The sequence below is a fragment of the Mycobacterium parascrofulaceum ATCC BAA-614 genome (assembly GCF_000164135.1).
Lineage (GTDB): Bacteria > Actinomycetota > Actinomycetes > Mycobacteriales > Mycobacteriaceae > Mycobacterium > Mycobacterium parascrofulaceum.
Genome location: NZ_GG770562.1, coordinates 1 through 17223 on the forward strand (window position 1 = coordinate 1; position 17223 = coordinate 17223).

General features: G+C 59.3%; 11 protein-coding genes and 5 pseudogenes. 11 read left to right on the forward strand and 5 right to left on the reverse strand.

The features are described from left to right. The 9 genes and pseudogenes from HMPREF0591_RS30515 to HMPREF0591_RS31620 form a co-directional block, all read left to right on the forward strand. A pseudogene (locus HMPREF0591_RS30515) lies at positions 1–428 on the forward strand (hypothetical protein); the annotation flags it as partial. Positions 429–505: 77 nt separating this feature from the next. Next, positions 506–1219 carry an MlaE family ABC transporter permease gene (locus HMPREF0591_RS28370; RefSeq protein ID WP_085981747.1) on the forward strand — a complete coding sequence of 238 codons (714 nt, stop codon included), beginning with the start codon at positions 506–508 and terminating at the stop codon, positions 1217–1219. Positions 1220–1329: 110 nt separating this feature from the next. Next, positions 1330–2091, forward strand: coding sequence for an ABC transporter permease (locus tag HMPREF0591_RS28375; RefSeq protein ID WP_371869965.1), 762 nt, complete (start codon positions 1330–1332; stop codon positions 2089–2091). Between the two features lie 6 nt (positions 2092–2097). Further along, positions 2098–3315, forward strand: a complete 1218-nt coding sequence (locus tag HMPREF0591_RS28380; protein WP_007172259.1) for an MCE family protein — start codon at positions 2098–2100, stop codon at positions 3313–3315. Further along, the gene (locus HMPREF0591_RS28385; RefSeq protein WP_007172260.1) at positions 3312–4355 is read left to right on the forward strand and encodes an MCE family protein; all 1044 of its coding nucleotides are present in this window, start codon (positions 3312–3314) and stop codon (positions 4353–4355) included. Before HMPREF0591_RS28380 ends, HMPREF0591_RS28385 begins: the two co-directional genes overlap by 4 nt. After that, positions 4352–5917, forward strand: a complete 1566-nt coding sequence (locus HMPREF0591_RS31615; RefSeq protein WP_007172261.1) for a virulence factor Mce family protein — start codon at positions 4352–4354, stop codon at positions 5915–5917. Before HMPREF0591_RS28385 ends, HMPREF0591_RS31615 begins: the two co-directional genes overlap by 4 nt. Next, the gene (locus tag HMPREF0591_RS28395; protein WP_007172262.1) at positions 5914–7428 is read left to right on the forward strand and encodes a virulence factor Mce family protein; all 1515 of its coding nucleotides are present in this window, start codon (positions 5914–5916) and stop codon (positions 7426–7428) included. The genes HMPREF0591_RS31615 and HMPREF0591_RS28395 overlap by 4 nt, the downstream gene beginning before the upstream one ends. A gap of 2 nt (positions 7429–7430) precedes the next feature. Then, the gene (locus tag HMPREF0591_RS28400; protein WP_033721559.1) at positions 7431–8558 is read left to right on the forward strand and encodes a virulence factor Mce family protein; all 1128 of its coding nucleotides are present in this window, start codon (positions 7431–7433) and stop codon (positions 8556–8558) included. 5 nt (positions 8559–8563) lie between these two features. Then, positions 8564–10108 (forward strand): MCE family protein, encoded by a 1545-nt coding sequence (locus HMPREF0591_RS31620; protein ID WP_007172264.1) that lies wholly within the window; start codon positions 8564–8566, stop codon positions 10106–10108. Here the strand turns inward: HMPREF0591_RS31620 and HMPREF0591_RS31625 are convergent. From HMPREF0591_RS31625 to HMPREF0591_RS34595, 4 genes and pseudogenes are all read right to left on the reverse strand, one after another. Further along, positions 10108–10257 (reverse strand): annotated as a pseudogene (locus HMPREF0591_RS31625) (IS3 family transposase); the annotation flags it as partial. The gene HMPREF0591_RS31620 and the pseudogene HMPREF0591_RS31625 overlap by 1 nt on opposite strands. A gap of 65 nt (positions 10258–10322) precedes the next feature. Further along, positions 10323–11541 (reverse strand): annotated as a pseudogene (locus tag HMPREF0591_RS28405) (ISL3 family transposase). A gap of 236 nt (positions 11542–11777) precedes the next feature. Then, a complete protein-coding gene (locus tag HMPREF0591_RS28410) occupies positions 11778–12701 on the reverse strand; it encodes a ferritin family protein (protein ID WP_007172267.1) in 924 nt (307 codons plus the stop codon). A gap of 113 nt (positions 12702–12814) precedes the next feature. Continuing rightward, positions 12815–13029: pseudogene (locus HMPREF0591_RS34595) on the reverse strand (SDR family NAD(P)-dependent oxidoreductase); the annotation flags it as partial. An 877-nt stretch (positions 13030–13906) separates the two neighbouring features. Here HMPREF0591_RS34595 and HMPREF0591_RS31635 point away from each other — a divergent pair. Then, positions 13907–14110: pseudogene (locus tag HMPREF0591_RS31635) on the forward strand (IS3 family transposase); the annotation flags it as partial. 346 nt (positions 14111–14456) lie between these two features. Then, positions 14457–15473, forward strand: coding sequence for an AurF N-oxygenase family protein (locus HMPREF0591_RS28415; protein WP_033721575.1), 1017 nt, complete (start codon positions 14457–14459; stop codon positions 15471–15473). A 212-nt stretch (positions 15474–15685) separates the two neighbouring features. Here HMPREF0591_RS28415 and HMPREF0591_RS28420 read toward each other — a convergent pair whose 3' ends face one another. Next, the gene (locus HMPREF0591_RS28420; RefSeq protein ID WP_007172270.1) at positions 15686–16549 is read right to left on the reverse strand and encodes an SDR family NAD(P)-dependent oxidoreductase; all 864 of its coding nucleotides are present in this window, start codon (positions 16547–16549) and stop codon (positions 15686–15688) included. Between the last annotated feature and the right edge of the window lie 674 nt (positions 16550–17223).

Genomic DNA, 17223 nt, shown 5'->3' on the forward strand with positions numbered 1-17223 from the left:
TGGGTTCGCGACCTATGGATGACCCGGTGATCACGGCCAGAGTCATTCTCGTCGAAGACGTCCGGGATCAGACCTTTTCCAGCGTTGGGAGCTGGCGGCGTGTTTTCGCAGATGCCATTTCAATTCGGCAAAAGGCCGTGCTGAGAGGCCGTTCCAATGGTTTGAGTTCATCGTCCAAGTTGCGGTTTTTGATGCAGATGTCGACCCTGCCAACCATCGCAGCTTCTTCGTCCCTGGCGGCGCTAAGCATCTTCACGCTCAACGTGTTGTTGTGCAACGTCGGCACAACGGACATCTCTGGCGCGAGCGATGGGTTGAGCGCTACCACCCAGTATGGTCTGCTGGTCACGGTTTCGGCGGTCGCGCTGTACGTTGATCGGCTGCTGCAGCGCGACGCACGTGGTGCTGTTGTCGAGGGGCATCGGTGACGGCATCCAACGGTTTGTCGGTATACCTTCGTGAACAACTGCGGAAACCGCTAGGGCAGGTGGCCAGCTTCACTCAGATGTGTGTGCTAACCGGCAAGGCGCTTGCACGTCCGTTCCAATGGCGCGAATTCATCCTACAGGGTTGGTTTCTACTCGGTGTGTCGTTCCTGCCAACCGTTATGGTCGCAATTCCGCTCACCGTGCTAATCATCTTTACGCTGAATATCTTATTGGCCGAATTTGGGGCCGCCGACGTCTCCGGCGCTGGGGCTGCGCTCGGCGCCGTCACTCAACTGGGCCCCCTTGTGACGGTGCTCGTGGTCGCTGGCGCAGGTTCTACTGCGATTTGTGCGGATTTGGGCGCTAGGACTATTCGCGAGGAGATCGATGCGATGGAGGTGTTGGGCATCGACCCGATTCATCGACTGGTAGTTCCCAGGGTGGTTGCATCGACCATTGTAGCCCTGCTGCTCAATGGCGCGGTGATCAGTATCGGGCTGGTCGGCGGGTTCTTGTTCGGTGTGTATATCCAGAATGTTTCGGCCGGCGCATACGTTTCGACCCTAACCTTGATTACTGGATTGCCCGAGGTGCTGATCTCGATTGTGAAGGCCACCTTATTCGGGCTTATTGCCGGGCTGGTGGGTTGCTACCGCGGGTTGACAGCCGGCGGGGGAGCCAAAGGGGTGGGCACAGCAGTCAACGAAACGTTGGTTCTTGCGGTGGTCGCATTATTTGCGGTCAACGTGGTGCTGACTACCATTGGTGTGCGGTTCGGAACGGGGCGTTGAGATTGGCTTCCCCGACGGTCGTGCAATCACGTTTCCCACGCGCTTGGAAGCTAGGCGCCGGATGGGTCGGCGCTCCTGGCCGTGCGCTCGACGCCTCTGGTGATGTCGCGCTGTTCGTCGGCGAAGTGCTCCGTTATCTCGGGTTTACCCTAAAGAATTACCGAAAGGAAGTCTTGCGCCTGATCGCCGAGATCGGCATGGGCACTGGCGCAATGGCCGCCGTCGGCGGCACGGTGGCGATCATCGGCTTTGTGACGCTATCGGCCGGTTCGCTGATTGCGATTCAAGGGTTCGCCTCGCTAGGCAATATCGGCGTTGAGGCGTTCACCGGTTTCTTCGCCGCGCTAGCGAATGTGCGTGTGGTGGCGCCAATCGTAACTGGCACTGCTTTAGCCGCGACCGTCGGGGCCGGTGCTACAGCGCAATTGGGCGCCATGCGGATCAGCGAGGAGATTGATGCGCTTGAGGTGATGGGAATCAAATCAGTTTCGTATTTGGTATCTACCCGAGTTATTGGCGCCTTCATCGTCACTATCCCACTATATTCGGTCGCGGTCCTCCTCTCGTTCTTTTCCGCCCAGCTGGTGACAACTTTGTTCTATGCGCAATCAATCGGAACGTATGACCATTACTTCAACACTTTCCTGAGGGTTAACGACTTCTGGTACTCTCTTGCGGAGACGGTCGCCATTTCGGCAGTCGTGATGTTGAACCACTGCTACTACGGATACAACGCCAGCGGCGGTCCGGTTGGAGTCGGCGTGGCAGTCGGGAGATCGATGCGCGCATCGCTAATCGCCATCGTAATGGTCGTGCTAATGGCTTCGTTAGCGATTTACGGCGTCAACCCCAACTTCAATCTCACGGTGTAAATTATTATGGCAACCACAAGCAAGCGGCTACGGCGACTTATTTCGGTCCGAAAGTTAGCGGGGCTGGCTTTGTGGCTCATCACCGCGGTCGTGCTGATCGTCGTCTGGGTCCAGTTCCGGGGTGGCTTCACACCCAAGATAACCTTAACAGCATTGGCTAGCCGGTCGGGTTTGGTCTTGGATCGGGGGGCGAAAGTCACTTACAACGGGGTGGAGATCGGCCGGGTGGGCAGCATCAGCGAGGTGGAGCGTGACGGAAAGCCGGCGGCCAAGCTGCTGCTGGAAATTGCGCCAAAATACGCCGGGCTGATCGCGCTAAACGTAAATGCCGAAATTACAGCCACCACGGTGTTTGGCAACAAGTACGTGTCGTTGAGTTCGCCCAAACAACCTGTGGCCCGGAAGGTTACACCGGCTGACATAATTGTGGTGAGGTCGGAAACAACGGAGTTTAACACGTTGTTCGAGACGGTCATGCAGATTTCAGAGAAGGTGGATCCGGTCAAGGTGAACTTAACGCTTTCGGCGGTGGCTGCAGCGTTAAATGGGCAAGGCGATAAATTCGGGGCTTCGATCATCAATGGAAACACCATACTCGATGACATCAACCCGCAGATGCCTCAAATCCGCCATGATATTCAACGGTTGGCGGATTTAGCCGATATCTACGGGGATGCCTCGCCGGATCTTTGGAGCGCCCTCGATAACGCAGTCACCACGGCGCGTACCTTCAACCAGCAAAAGAAGGATCTGGACGCCGCACTCTTGGCCGCGGTGGGGGTTGGAAACACCGGTGCCGACATCATTGACCAGAGCAGATCGGACCTGCAGCATGCGGTCAGCGACCTGGTGCCGGTGACTCAACTGCTTGACACCTACAGTCCGGAGCTTTACTGCCTTTTTCACCATGGCGCTAATGTGCTACCGAAAGTGACGGATGGGGAGAGCGGCAACGGTTACTCGGTAAGGTTAACAGGCACGATCTTGGGAGGAACAAATGCGTACGTCTATCCTGACAACTTGCCGCGAGTGAATGCTCACGGCGGACCGGGCGGGAAACCGGGATGCTGGAAGACCATTACCCGCGATCTGTGGCCTGCTCCGTACTTGGTAACGGATAGCGGTTCCAGCATCGCGCCATACACCCACTTTGGAATCCCGCAACCGCAGGCCAATGAATACGTGTGGGGCCGCCAGTGGGGGGAGAACACGATCAACCCATGAAAAAAATCACCGCTACGGCAGTGAAGTTTAGTACTGCCGTATTAACTTTAATTGCCGTGACGGTCATCATTGTCGTGGTGTTCGCCCAGTTGCGCTTTAACAAGACCTCCAGCTACACGGCCGAATTCAGTACTGCGAGCGGCTTGCGCGCCGGCCAGTTTGTCCGTGCCTCCGGGGTGGAGATCGGCAAAGTAAGCAGCGTACGGATCACGGAGGGCGGTCATCGGGTGCGTGTGGACTTCGAAGTAGACCGTTCGGTGCCGCTTTATCAGTCGACGACCGCGTCCATTCGCTATGCCGACCTACTTGGGCAGCGCTACGTAGAACTTAAGCGCGGCGACGGTGAAGGGATGGATCGGGTGTTGCCGCCGGGTGGGTTTATCCCGCTGTCACGTACGGAGCCAGCCCTGGATTTAGATGCACTGATCGGTGGTTTCAAGCCGGTGTTTCGCGCGCTCGATCCCGACAAAGTCAATACGATTGCGACCGCGATCGTCACTGTGTTTCAGGGCCAAGGTGGCACGATCAACGATATCTTGGACCAGACGGCGCAACTAACCGCGCAGATCGCTGGACGTGACCAGGCAATCGGTGAAGTCATCTCAAACCTTAACGTCGTGCTAGAGACCACGGTCAAGCATCGCAAGGAATTCGACCAAACGATCGACAACGTCGATAAGTTGATCACCGGGTTGAGCAATCAAGCCGATCCGCTCGCGGCCAATGTCGCGCACATCGGTAATGTGGCCGGCACGCTGGCGGATCTGTTGTCAGACAATCGGCCACTGCTGCAGAAGGCCGTTGGCTATGTGCAGAATACCCTCCAACCGCTAATTGACCGGCTCGACTACGTCGACGGGGTGTTACGGGACGCCCCACAATCTGCGAAGCGTGTCGCGGGTATCGGGGGGCTTTATGGCGACTTCTTCAATTTCTACGCGTGCGACGTCACGCTGAAGGTTGATGGCCTGCAGCCTGGCGGGCCCGTCCGTACCGTGAAGCTTTGGAGTCAGCCGACGGGGAGGTGCACTCCGAAGTGAGAACCCTTCAAGCAATCAATCCGTATCGGATGGGGGCGATGGGAATCATCGTTGCAGCGGTGGTGACCGGAGTAGGGCAAAGCTTCACCAGCATTCCGATGTTGTTTGCCCAGGCAACCTATTACGGAGAGTTCAAAGACACAGGCGGGCTGAACAAGGGCGATAAAGTTCGCATCGCTGGGGTAAATGTCGGCGAAGTGCAGGGATTTACGATCAATGGCAACCATGTAGTCATGAAGTTTTCCATCGGCTCCAATACAATCGGATCTAAAAGCCGTCTTGCGATCCGTACCGATACCATCCTGGGGAAGAAAGTGCTCGAGATCGATCCCCAAGGCTCCCGCGTGCTCCAACCAAATGCGACACTCCCGCTTGGGCAAACCACCAGCCCGTACCAGATCTACGACGCGTTCTTCGACGTCACGAAGGCGGCTACCGGCTGGGACATCAATACAGTCAAACGCTCCCTGAATGTGCTGTCGCAGACAGTTGAGCAGACTTACCCGCATCTGAGTGCAGCACTGGATGGTGTGGCCAAGTTCTCTGACACGCTAGGGAAACGCGACGAGCAAATCCAACGGCTGCTTGCTGACGCTAGGAAGGTGGCAAGCATACTCGGTGATCGCAGCAAGCAAATCGATCGGATTTTGGTTAACACGCAGATCGTTCTGGCGGCGTTCAACGAGCGCAAGAGTGCCATCGACGGCTTGCTGGGCAATATCGCCGCCGTTTCCGCCCAGTTGAAGGGTTTGATCGATGACAACCCGAATCTGCATAACGTTGTCGAGCAATTGAGGACGATTAGCGATCTGCTACTCAAACACAAAAAAGATCTCGTCGAGTGGGCGCCTAACGTAAGCTATTATGCGTCGGCTTTGGCGGAGTCGGTAGCGTCGGGTCCCTACTTTAAGGTGGCTCTGCTGAATCTTGCACCTTTTTGGATGACTCAGCCTTGGGTCGACGCGGCGTTCAAGAAACGTGGGATCGACCCTGAACAATTCTGGCGCAGCGCTGGTTTGCCCGCCTACCAGTTCCCCGATCCTAACGGCACCCGGTTTCCCAATGGCGCGCCACCGCCAGCTCCGCCGGTAAGGGAGGGCACCCCGGACCATCCAGGACCGGCGGTTCCGCCAGGCGCGTCGTGCGCTTACACCCCCGCAGAGGACGGTTTGCCGCGGCCATGGAACCCGCTTCCCTGCATGGGTTTGGGCGCCGGCCCTTTCGGTGGCCCGTCGACGATCGCGCCGTTTGACGTCCAAACGTCACCTCCCGACCCTAATGGGCTGCCACCAACACCCGGTATCCCGATTGCCGGACGACCTGACGAGCCCCCGCCGAATGTGCCAGGCACTCCGGTGCGGCTTCCCGTAAAAGCTCCACCAGGCGCGCGTACCGAGAACCTGGCGCCGGCCGGCCCGACATCACCGCCGTCGACCTTCGCGCCAGGACTCCCCCCGGGACCACCATTCCCGCCGGGCCCGGGCCCGCAGCTGCCGGGCCCATTCATCACCCCGGGCGGAACAGGAGGCAGCGGCGCTGCGACGGGAGGCAGCCAGAATTGAGTACTGTTTTCGATATACGCAAAATTCAACTCCCGAAGTTTTCGCGAACTGCAATCATCGTTGGGTCCTTGGTGATACTGCTGGCGTCTATTACGACGCTGGCTGCTCGGGATTTCTACGAAAAAATGACCAATAACACGGTGGTTGCGTATTTCCCGGAGGCAAACGCGCTTTATGTCGGGGACAAGGTCCAGATAATGGGTGTGCGAGTGGGCGCGATCGACAAGGTCGAGCCGTCGGGTGACAAGATGAAGGTGACTTTCCACTACGAGAAAAAATACAAAGTGCCCGCTGACGCCTCTGCGGTGATCCTCAATCCCGCGCTGGTCGCCTCGCGCGTCATTCAGCTGGAACCGCCCTATGAAGGCGGCCCATCGCTAGGAAATCATGCGGTGATCCCCATCGAACGAACACAGGTGCCGGTGGAATGGGATCAGTTGCGCAATGGTATCACGGACATTATCTCGAAGCTGGGACCTACGCCCGAGCAGCCCAAGGGGCCTTTCGGCGAAGTCATCGAATCTTTCGCGGACGGCTTGGCCGGCAAAGGCAAAGAGATCAACAGTACTTTGACCGGGCTTTCGCAAGCGTTGACCGCGCTAAATGACGGGCGTGCCGATTTCTTTGCCGTGCTGCGCAGCATGGCCTTATTCGTCAACGCGCTATATAAAGATGATCGGAATTTCGTCGCTTTGAATAAGGACCTCGCCGTATTTACCAGTTCACTTACCAGCTCAGATCCCGGGCTTGCGAAGGCACTGCAACAGGTAGACGATATGCTTCCCGCATTGCGAAAGCTTCTAGCGGACAATCGTGATGGGCTAACCCACGACATCAACACCCTCGCCGATGTGACCACCGCGCTGGTTCAACCCGAGCCGCTGAATGCGCTTGAAACGGCGCTGCATGTCTTCCCCCATTTTGCCGCCAACGCCCTCGCAATCTATGAGCCGGCGCACGGCGCGCTGACAGGTGCAATAGCCCTGCCAAACTTTGCCAACCCATTGCAGTTCATCTGCAGCGCGATGCAGGCCGGCAGCCGTATGGGATACCAAGAGTCTGCCGAACTGTGCGCACAATACTTGACGCCGGTTTTGGATGCGATCAAGTTCAATGGACCCCCGGCTGGCATCAACCTGTACCAAACTCCTGCTGTACTGCCCAAACATATCGCATATTCCGAGCCTCGGTTACAGCCTCCGCCGGGGTTCAAGGACACCACGGTCCCCGGGATTTGGGCGCCGGACTCGCCGTTGTCACATGGTAACCACGAGCCCGGCTGGGTCGTAGCGCCCGGTGAGCAAGGCCTCACAGTGGGACCGGCTACCGAAAGCTTGCTGACACCGGACTCGCTCGCTGAGCTGATGGGAGGCCCGGACACGACACCGCCGCCATCAAGGTTTCAGACGCCGCCGGGGCCGCCCAACGCCTATTCCAATATGGGTCCACCGCCGCCGGGCCCGCCACCCGCCGCTGACGCAGCATCAGTCGCGACAGGATCCGGCCAGTGAGCATGCGGGCGGGAATGTCACGGTTCGTGGCGCTATTTGCGGCCGCTACAGTACTTACCTCGTGTGCTAGCTGGCGAGGTATCGCTAATGTGCCACTGCCTGGTGGCCCGGGAAGCGAATCCGGCTCTTATACGATTTATGTGCAGATGCCGGAAACGCTGGCTTTGAATGCCAATAGTCGGGTACGCGTCGCCGACGTTTTTGTCGGCAGGGTACGCGCAATCGGCCTGAAAAACTGGATCGCGACGTTGACCTTGGATCTAGAAAAGGGCGTCAAGCTACCGAAGAACGCCACCGCGAAGATCGGGCAGACCAGCCTGCTCGGCTCACAGCATGTGGAGCTGGCGTCGCCAGCCAACCCATCACCGCAACTATTGAAGAACGGCGACATCATCCCGCTGCAGAATGCGTCCGCCTATCCCACCACCGAGCGGGTCCTGGCCAGTTTTGCCGCGGTGCTGCGCGGTGGCGGCATCCCTAACGTCGAAGTGATCGCAAGTGAAGTCCGTAACATGCTGACTGGGCGGGCCGATCAGATACATGATTTCCTCAAGAAGCTCGACACCTTCACCGCCCGACTAAACGAGCAACGTGATGACATCACTCGCGCTATCGACTCCACAGACCGGCTGTTGACTTATGTAGCCAAGCAATCAGACACCCTGGACCACGTTCTCACCGAGTTTCCCCCATTGGCAAAGCATTTCGCTGAACAACGACAGCCGTTCCTCGATGCGACCAATGCGTTGGGCCGGTTTAGCGACGTCCTCAATCAGACCTTGACGGCGGCGCGTCCCGACTTGGATAAAGACGTGCGCCAACTGCAGCGTCCCCTGAAACAACTCAGCCGGGCTTCGATGGATCTGGTCGAGACGCTAAAGATTGCCTTGACCCTCCCGTTCAGCGCCGACGCCATCCCGAAGGTGGTACACGGCGACTCAATGAATGTTTCGATAACCTTGGACCTCACCTTGAGTGCAATCGATAATGCGCTCCTCACCGGAACCGGGTTCTCCGGCGCACTGCGAGCGCTTGAGCAATCGTGGGGCCGCGATCCGAACACCATGCTTCCCGATGTCAGGTTCGCACCCAACCCCGCCGACGAACCCCCCGAGCGTGACGAGGAGTAGGCAGCATGTTGACTCGACGCCTTCGCCTTCAGCTAACCGTGTTCACTATCGTCACGATGCTCGCCATGAGCGTTCTTGGGTGGCATTATCTGAGGTTGCCGAGCGTCGTTGGGATGGGCCAGTACAGTTTGGAGGTGGATTTACCCACGTCGGGAGGGCTTTATCCCACTGCAAACGTCACCTACCGCGGAATCACCGTGGGAAAGGTAACTCGGGTAGAGCCGACCGAACAAGGAGTTCGGGCCACATTGCGTATCAGCGACCAGTACAAAATCCCAATTGACTCCTCGGCGAACGTGCATTCGGTGTCGGCGGTCGGCGAACAATACATAGACCTAGTATCCGCGCAGAATCCGGCCAAGTATTTCTCGCCCGGCCAGACCATCACTAACAGCACGGTGCCTAAACGAATTGGCCCGACCCTGGATACCGTTAACCATACATTGGACGTCCTGCCCAAAGACAAGATCGCCGGACTACTCGATGAGACAGCTCAAGCGGTCGGCGGCCTGGGCCCAGCCCTGCAGCGGCTAGTCGACTCGACCCAATCGATCGTTGGGGATTTCAAAACAAACCTTAGCGACGTCAACGATATCGTCCAAAACGCAGCACCGATCATCGACAGCCAGGCCAACTCGCGTGATCCCATCGAGCGGTGGGCGCACAACTTAAATACTCTCGACGCGCAGGCCGCGGAAAAGGACAAACAGCTCAAGAGCATCCTGGGCCAGGTTGCGCCGACCGCCGATCAGATTAAAGCCGTGCTCGGCGACGTTCGCGAAACTTTGCCGCAGACCCTAGCAAATGTTGCGATTGTGGCCGATCTGCTCAAGCGGTACAACAAGAATGTAGAGCAATTGCTGGTCATACTTCCGCAAATTCCCGCATTCGGTGAGACAGTGACCGCTGCTTACCCACATACGTTTTCTCTTTCGTTCCAAACGCCAATAAATATGACCCCTGCTTGCCTGACGGGGTTCTTGCCGGCATCGCAATGGCGATCCTTTGTGGACGAGACTCCCGGGCTTTTGACCACGCGATACTGCAAGATTCCGATGGAGGCACAAAACGCGGTCCGCGGCGCGCGTAATTATCCCTGTGTCGATGTTCCCGGCAAGCGCGCGGCCACGCCGCGCGAATGCCGCAGCAAAGAGCCGTATGTCCCGCTGGGGACCAATCCTTGGTACGGGGATCCGAACCAGATTCTAAGCTGCCCCGCACCTGCGGCGCGCTGTGATCAGCCGGTGAAACCCGGCTTGGTCATACCGGCTCCGTCGGTCGATACCGGCATCAATCCGCTTCCTTCCGACCGGGTGACGGGGACGCCTCCTCCACGAAGCGATCCACTGCAACGGCCAGGTTCTGGGAGCGTCCAGTGCAACGGTCAGCAGCCGAACCCGTGCATTTACATTCCTAGCGGTGCTGCAGCTATCTATAGTCCGCAAAGCGGCGAGTTCCTAGGGCCCGATGGCGTCAAATACACCATCGAAGATTCGGCCAAAATAGGAGACGACGGTTGGAAGGAGATGTTAGGACCTCAACCTCGGTGAAGCGGCCGCCCATCGGTGGTGACATCGAACTGGAAGTCGACCGCCCACACCCGGTTGGCCGCATCGGCGACCGTGGTCGGCGCGGTGGAACTGCCGCGGCGGTTGCGTCGTCACCGCTGCGGTACGCGCAGTCCTTCTTCACGCCAAAGCGGCTCTTCGTAATTCAGAGTGCGTTGACGAGTGAGTGCAGGGCTCCGCTGTGCAGCAGTGAGCGTCATCGGTAGTGGGTTAGGTTTCTGAATCCCAGCGCGTTGCGGCGCAGTGCTTCCAGTCGGCCGTTGATCGCTTCGGTGGGGCCGTTGAGGCGTGGTGGTCGAAGAAGGCCAGGATGTCGTTGCGGCGGCGCCATAGAGTGCGGCCGAGTTGGGCCAGTTCCTCGAGCTCGTCGGGGACGCCATGGCGCAGGGTGTTGATGATCGTGGTCATCATGGTTTTGCCGCGGCGGCGGTCGGGGTGGGCGTAGGCGGCGATCAGGCGTTGGTAGAAGCTCCAGCACAGTTGGACCGCGAGGTGGGCCTCATCGGTGAAAACGGCTTCCAGTCGGGCTTTTTGGTGCGCATTGAGCAGCGGATAGCGGGTGCGCAACGTGCCCCGCACAAGGTAAGCGGGTCACCCGTGCGGCCGCGGTGCCCGCATGTCTGTTGTTGGATGCGCTGGCGGCACAGGTCGAGCTTGGCGCCGGCCAGCGCGACGACATGGAAGGGGTCCATGACCGCGGTGGCCTCAGGCAGCTGATCTGTCGCCGCGGTCTTGTAGCCGCCGAACCCGTCCATCGCCACGACCTGCACCTGTTCGCGAAACGCTTAGCTCTGCTCAGACAGCCAGCTGCTCAAGGCGGCTGCCGAACGTCCGGGGACCAGGTCGAGCAGCCGCGCACGGCCGGTGCCATCGAGCACGGGAGTCAGGTCGATGATGACGGTGACGTAGCCCTCTGAGTCGGGTCGACGCACATGTGACCAGCGATGCTCATCAACCCCGATGACCCGCACGCCGTCGAGTCGGCCGGTGTCGTTGGCCACGATCAGCTGGGTGGCGTCCATGGCGATGGTGTTGACAGTGTCCCAGGACAGGCCGAGCTCGCGGGCGACCGCGGCGACGGTGGCGTGGTCGATCATCAGCCGGTGACAGATGTAGCGGGCGCATCTGCGGGTGGTCGACCATCCTGGCCGCGCTAGCGCAGAGGTGTTGTGGGCGAACACTTCCCGCTCACAGGCGGTGTCGACACAGCGGTAGCGCGGCACCCGCAGGCGAAGTGGATGCCCGACCACCGGCACATCAGTCACGTTGCGGATCACAGTGTCACGGTTGACGTCTCGACGGCAGCCCGGACAATGCCGCTGGCCATCATCGAGCAAGTTGCAAAACACCACCGTGGCCTCGCCGTCGACAGCAGCATCGGTGATCGTCACCCCAAGTTCGACCGTGCGCACGATCGTGTCGGCAACAACAGCAGCAGAACAAGACGTAGGCTCGGACACAGGACTCCCCAGAAGGCAGACGACAAAGGTGTAGGAACCTGCATCCTCTGCCCGCCGCCCGTATTAGCTCACCGACACGACCCAATCAACAAGTCGCCGCAGCGTTTACCTGCACTCCATTTCCGGAAGAGCCGGCAAACGGTTCGCTGACCCCCAGCCGGCACCGACGATCAGAACGGTCGATTGATCGGTCACTTGGAAACCGGTTCGTATGTCATGTCCCCAGCCCAGGAGGGCAGTTTGCCGAACACCTGGACGGGGAAATGGTCGACAAGGGTACCTAGCCCCTGGGAAAAGAAATGGAAAGGTTGAGCGCGGTTGATAGTCGCAGACATGTGCGTCCGAAGGATGTGATAAGCGGGAATTCGGCGGGTGAACTCGCTTCGATCGCCGATATTCGAGTAGCGTGTGACCGCGTTGTATAGCTTCTCCTCCGAGAGGCCCCACGCAGTGAGGTTAGCCATCATCCTGGTGAGCAGCGGTATATACATTAGGGAGCCGAGGAGAATTCTCGGATCAATAATGGACCCCACCGTCTCGATCACGTGCACCCGCACCGGGCTGGCGCCGAGGTCATTGAGAACTTGGAAACCCACTGCAAGATGGCGAGATTCGTCACTATTGACCTTACTGAAGACCTCGCCGCACAACGGGTCTGCCACCTCGTCTAGAAGGAACTTCAGCAACGCGCCGTCGAGGGCGCATTCCAACGCCGGGATCGCAGAGCTCATCACCGTCAACGGGAGCGCATCGCTATAGTGGTCGATCCACTCGATCCCCAGCCGAATATTCTTATTCGGCACAGGTGTCTCTCCTGGCTCGAGCATTCCCCAGCGATGCATGAGGGCAAGTTCGGCATTAGCGTGCCGCTGCTCCTCGGCGTGGAAGTAGTGGTAGATCTCTCTTAACGCCTCGAACGGCGCCTTAGGCGCCATCGCCTCGAAAGCACGCGCTCCGACATGCTCGATCCACACCACATCTGACATGAATTGTTTGAGGTGGGGCCGTTGCTCGTCGGTAATCAACTCCGCGCCTGGGGCTTCCCAATCGATGTCGGCAAGCGCCCACTGTCGGTCTTTAATCGTTTGCAGCATATCGCTGTATTCGAACGCCATTTCCCTACTCCGATCTGGTTCTTCAAATCGCCCGGTGGCTATTTACCGCGCGACCCACTCGATGACACCAAGCCCACCGGTATAGCTCCTGGGCGCCATTCTCTCGGCCTGCCATCACAGGTAATGTCCGAACCTTGACCACCAGCTTGGACGACAAGTCCAACGGTCTCCTTAGCCCGTCCCGGATCGATATCGGCGCAGACACCCGCGCACCCCGACGAGCAAGCTCAACGCCAAAGCCGCGGCCAATGCCGCTGCCAGCTCTCGTGACTACAGCGACAGCACCATGAGTGAGCACATCTGAGCCGCCGAATGGCACCAGCCTCATCGGCGACCGCACGCGCGGGAGCCAGCAGGATCCGCAACCACAAACTGGTGGCACTGGCCCTAAGTGTGGGCGCATGACACCAGTTTTGTGCCGCTCCGGGCGCCTTGTCAAGACGCCGCCTGGACTCAGCAAATGCGTGGGTAGACCCGCTCGTCGCGTCAGCTAAGAATGCGCGCGTGCGGCGCACCTGATCAGCCAAGGATAACGCGCTGGATAGGCCCAGCTGGTGGTACTGAAGGTGAGTCAACGCAAGGTGGTGCTGAGGCGATCGTAACCGCTACGTGGGGACGGACAGGGCCGGCAATGGCCGGAATCTCGACCAGTTGTGCGCCATCACCGGCTGGCGTCGCAATCACGTGCGTAACGCACTCAAGGACACGCTGCGCCCGAAGGTCGTCACGAAAAGACGGCCGCAGCCGCCAAAGAATGGGCCGAAGTCCTTGCGGTGCTGACCTTTGCTGGGAATTGTAGGGCATGCTGGCGGCAGACGACTGCCGCCTTATGCTGGGCGGGTTAGACGGGTATGGGGGGCTGGGGCCTCCGCTCACATGTGAACGTGGGTTGCCGTCAGAAAGTTGGTCCTGGTCGGTAGAGCCACAGTTGTGGGAGGCCCAAGTGGTAGTTCAGCGGACGAGCCATTCTGACCTGGCGCTCGCCCTCAGGAGATGAAAATTATGCAGTGGTCGCCTGTCGACGCCGTCTAACAACTGTGGTCCTACGAGGCCGTGCATCGAGCCGGGCGTCGGATGCCGCTGTTGGGCCCTTCACTGTTGCCGCTAGTTGAGCACGAGGATCAGAATCGTTGTCCCCATGCGTTATCCGCGGGCGGCCGCACCTTGAGATGAACAGGTGTGAGTGTGCAGTGAGGAGATGATGGCGCGCGGATTCCCCGTTTCGCCGCGGCCCGCTGAACACCCTGTCCGACGTCGAACACGTCACCGCCGACTATGTCGCCTGGTACAACCAGCAGCGGCTCATGCACCGCCTCGGACGAGTCCCACGCGCCGAAGCCGAAGCCCAGTACTATTCCCAACACGTGACCGACCAACCGGCCGGCTCACAGAACCCCGAGGGTGCATAGGATGGTTCACTTCGGCCGCACTGCTTGAACACAGCGGCTGGAGCGTGCCTCGAGGACGCGACGAGCGGGATAGTGTACAAATTACTGATCGCTGATGCCCCCAACCTCGGCTCCGGCGACATCGGTGCCCGCGCCCCTGCCAAGCGAGCTAGGAGCGGGCGATATCGTAATGAAAATGACTTTCAATAGGCTCGTGGTGGCGTGGCTGCGCGACGGCCCGAACCTGTTGCGGCGGGTACAAGCCCTTAAATGGACAGGCTTTTGAAAAGTTGGCGATACCAGCGGTACCGTATCAGTAGCTTTTCTGATGTGAACTTTCGGTAGGAGGCTGGCGATGGCCCAGAAGATCGCTCGGACGAGGTTGGTGCGGCGTTGGCGCCGCAACATGGACGTGCTGGACGACGCCGAGTATGCCGACGTGCTGCGCGTCCTGTCTGAGGGCTCAGTGCGACGCAATTTCAACCCATACATCGACATCGACTGGACCGCACCTGAGTACGCGGTAGTCGACAACGACCCCCGCTGGAAGTTGCCGGCGACTGACCCGCTGGGCCGGCACCCGTGGTATCAGGCGCAGTCGGAGGAACGCCAAATCAGGATCGGCATGTGGCGTCAGGCCAATGTGGCCAAGGTGGGGCTGCACTTCGAGTCGGTCCTCATCCGCGGCCTGATGGGGTACGCGTTCTGGGTGCCGAACGGGTCCCCGGAGTACCGGTACTGCCTGCACGAGGCGGTCGAAGAGTGCAACCACACCATGATGTTTCAGGAGATGGTGAACCACATCGGCGCCGACGTGCCTGGGATGCGGCGGCAGCTGAAGTGGCTTTCGCCGCTGATCCCGCTGGTCGCTAGCCCTCTGCCGATCCCGTTCTGGTTCGGCATCCTCGCCGGTGAGGAACCCATCGACCACACTCAGAAGAACGTGTTACGTGAGGGCAAGGAACTGCACCCGATCATGGAGCGGGTGATGTCCATCCACGTGGCCGAAGAGGCTCGGCACATCTCGTTTGCTCACGAGTATCTGCGTAAGCGTGTGCCGCACTTACCGCGGCGTAAGCGGTTTTGGCTGTCGTTATACGTGCCGGTGATTATGCGGGTGGCATGCTCGGCGATCGTGGTCCCGCCGAAGGCCTTCTGGCAGGAATTCGACATCCCGCGCGAGGTCCGCAAGCAGGTGTTCTTCGGGTCCCTGGAGTCGCGCAAGGCGCTGCGTGACATGTTCGGTGACGTGCGGATGCTGTGCTACGACACCGGGCTGATGAACCCGATCGCGCGAATGGTGTGGCGGATCTGCAAGATCAACGGCAAGCCGTCGCGTTATCGCTGCGAGCCGCAGCGCCAGCACCTGGTCGCGGTCGCCTAGCGTTGTGAGTCACTAATTTGGAGCAGTAGTTAGCTGATGCTGCCAGGATTTGGTCGGCGGTTCTGATCCAGACGTAGGGTCGAGGATTGTCGTTCCAGATGAATCGTCCTGCAAATCCCGGAGGCTCCTGACCTTGGTAACGAGGATGCAGGTATGCCAACGTTGTGGCTCCACCAGCAAATCATTTCGCCAGTCGTCAGGGTTGGCTCTTACTACCTGGGCAGGCCGAGGCGTTCGGCGAGTCGACGCCCCGCACCGTAGCGCCCGGTGCGATAGAACGACGCCATGATGTCCTCGTAGCGAGGGCCGAGGATTCGGGGAATGGCATCGAAAACTCTTGCGTCAGGACCGATCAGCACCCGCGGCTTATTCTTCTTGACCCCACGCAGTATCGCCCTCGAGGCTGATTCGGGGCTGGTGAACGCGATCCTATGGAAAAGGCGGCTAAGCGTTTCGGGGTCCGAGCCGTCGGGCAGCCCTCGGGCGTGACCGGCGATGTTGGTCTTCACCCCGCCCGGGTGAACGCAGGTCACACCTACCGGATGCCTGGCGGCCCGGAGTTCTTGGCGTAGGGCCTCGGTGAAGCCGCGGACGGCGAATTTGGCGGCATTGTAGGCGCTTTGTGACGGAATCCCGACGAACCCGAAAACCGATGACACATTGACGATGTGGCCATCGCCGGACGCGATCAGGTGCGGCATGAATGCCTTGGTGCCATGGGCCACCCCCCAAAAGTTGATGCCCATCAGCCACTCGAAGTCGTCCCAATCCATGTCGGCCACGTCGGCCGAGAGTGCCACACCCGCGTTGTTGAAAACAAGGTTCACTCTGCCGAATTCACTGACGACATTCTTTGCGTGTTCGTAAACTGCCGGCCGTTGGGCTACATCGAGCTCGAACGGCACCGCCTTAGCTCCGACCTTCTCGCATCGACCAGCGGTATCGGCCAGCGCGCTCGTATCGATGTCCGACAGCGCCAGCTGCGCCCCCTGTTCAGCCAAGCTCAACGCCAGGTTACGGCCGATACCTGAGCCAGCGCCGGTGATTACTGCCACTTTATTGGTGAAGTCCTTCATAAACTGATCGCCTCCGAATGTATTTGGACTGGCCGACGGCCGGTTCCGCAGATCGTTGACACCGCCCCCATCCTCTTCTGTAACAACCAGAGTCCACTGCACTACACGGCATGGCGCTGGGTGCCAATCCCGTCCGGGATGTTCACCGTCGCCACAGGCGCCCGTAGAGCAGCTAGAACCGCTAGGTATCCCGGAACATGAAACGCGAGCCTCCCTGTTACGCGCCGTACGAGTGGTTGCTGAGAGCCTCGATGCCGGTATCCAGCTTGAACGCTCCCTGCTTCCGAGTAAGCAATTTTCCGAACAAACAGTATACGTAACGACTAGTACTATGTACTGCGGTTTGGGCCGATTGTCAAAACAGTTTAAAGGCAGGAGTCGTGGAGGTGACAGCGTACGCGGCGGTGTGATGCGGCTCTCAAACGCAGCGCTTCTACACGTCATTGCGGAGTCTTGCGCGCCCTGTCGATCCGCAGTAACGTCTCACTAAACACCTAGTACTGTCGGTATCGGAAACCGGGTGTTCGAGGAAGGGGTATCTTGTTATGACGAGCGACCACATAGTGCAAGAGGCAGCGACCACTGCAAATGCGGTGAGTGAGGGGTCTCGGTATCCGACGACCCGGCGGATACGTTTCCCGTTTGCCCAGGGCAGCAAGTATTTCGTTAACGAC